Source organism: Oleiphilus sp. HI0128, from assembly GCF_001635365.1.
Map to the genome: position 1 here is coordinate 1 of NZ_LWGG01001111.1, position 1,606 is coordinate 1,606.

Sequence of the window (1,606 nt, forward strand, 5' to 3'; positions counted from 1 at the left end):
AAAAGGCTGGTAATCACAAAAATCAAACATCGGCGCCAGATACATGACTGTAGCCCTGTGCTGTTTGTTGTGAACGAAATAAAGCTAGATCTATTTGAAATACGAGTTTTCACACAGCCTGTGCTCAAAGCCAGCATTCCATGAGCGTTCGTAAATGTTATATTTAGGCCAAATCTAAACCAAGCTTCAACGGCAGCTAATGGCACAATCAACGTCACTTAAAAAATAGATTACCGCCTGCGCGGTAATGACAGAAAAGCGGACAATGTGATAGTTCGAAAATGTCGGCTGTCTCATCACAGCTGCCAAAAAGCAAAACCCGCCAAAAGACCGCTTTGTGAAGGTAACTGCTATAGTTGTTACACAAGAAAAAGATCTGCTTTTTTCTTCTAACCGATGAAACTCATTTCGTTGGTTTTAGCCGAACTCTCTTGATAAGTGTTTATGGAATCACTGAACTGAAAGAGTCGGTTCAAACCAGTCTCAAAGGTCCGCTATCCGAACAAAGGCAATGAACTTTTCTTCTAGCTCAGCTAGAGATTAATGCCTACTTACTCATCGTTTGTGATAAGAAGCAAGGTCGGTTCTTGAATATTAAGTTATCTATTCCCATAAAATGACTCAGCGATGTGAGTAGTCGTAAACCTTTATAACCCTTTTACCGAAGACTTACCGAACATTCTTTCCCGTTTTTCATAATGATATGTAAATGGGTTGATACCAAACGCTTGAACAGCACCAATATCATCTCTAATATGGGATCGAAACTTATGTAGATAAGTTATTATACTATCCTCACGGCACGTATCTAGATCCAATACATCATTAAACACTGTCAACATGGGAGGGGCTAAAGAACGGTACTCTTGTTGAAATAGACCACATTTGCAAGCTTCTATTGCCGGCCAATCTAATGCTTTGATCTTATTTAGTACATCTTCTTTGGATAAACAGAATGATAACTCGTCTGCAGATCCAGAAAATGAGGCGATCGATACTAGATCTTCGGTCTCGTATTCATCACCGTGTTTTAGCCTGTAGGTCTGCGAGTACTCAAAATCCTTTGTGTTCAAAGTTTGTTGAAAATGAATAGCATATCGAAGCAGGGCATAGAGCAAAGCATCGAATGCACGAGGTACAATAAAGTGACGGAGCGCATGACTTTCAAATAAGGGAACGATAGTGAATGCTTTGACGAGTCGTTGTATAAGCGTGTAGCAACCAGCCCATCCGGTTTGTTTAAGGAACAGAGGGGTCATCTCTTCTAAGCTTTTCTCCAGCACCTTAGCACTGTGGAAGTGAGACGTTAATGTAAACATAAGCATTAGCCATACGCTCAGTGCGAAACAAATAGGGCAAGGTGGCGATAACGCCTGGAAATGGTTGATCGAAAGATATCGATAGGATTGAATTGAAAGCAATCGATGCTGTTTAAGCAAACCGCTAATTAATTTCAGACGTGACATACCATACTCTAAGACTAACGTTTCTAAATCGTGAATTTGCTCAAAATATCGGTCACGATGTGCTTCTGTATCATACGACTGAAGATAAAATGTGACGCTAGAAATTTTGCTCACCTCAACGCCATGAATTGCTCTTAGCT

General features: G+C 40.4%; 1 protein-coding gene. It reads right to left on the minus strand.

Features of this window, described 5'->3' with window-relative positions:
• Positions 1 to 647: 647 nt before the first annotated feature.
• On the minus strand, positions 648 to 1,606 hold a 959-nt coding region (locus A3763_RS18975; protein WP_231872246.1), incomplete at its 5' end, for a hypothetical protein.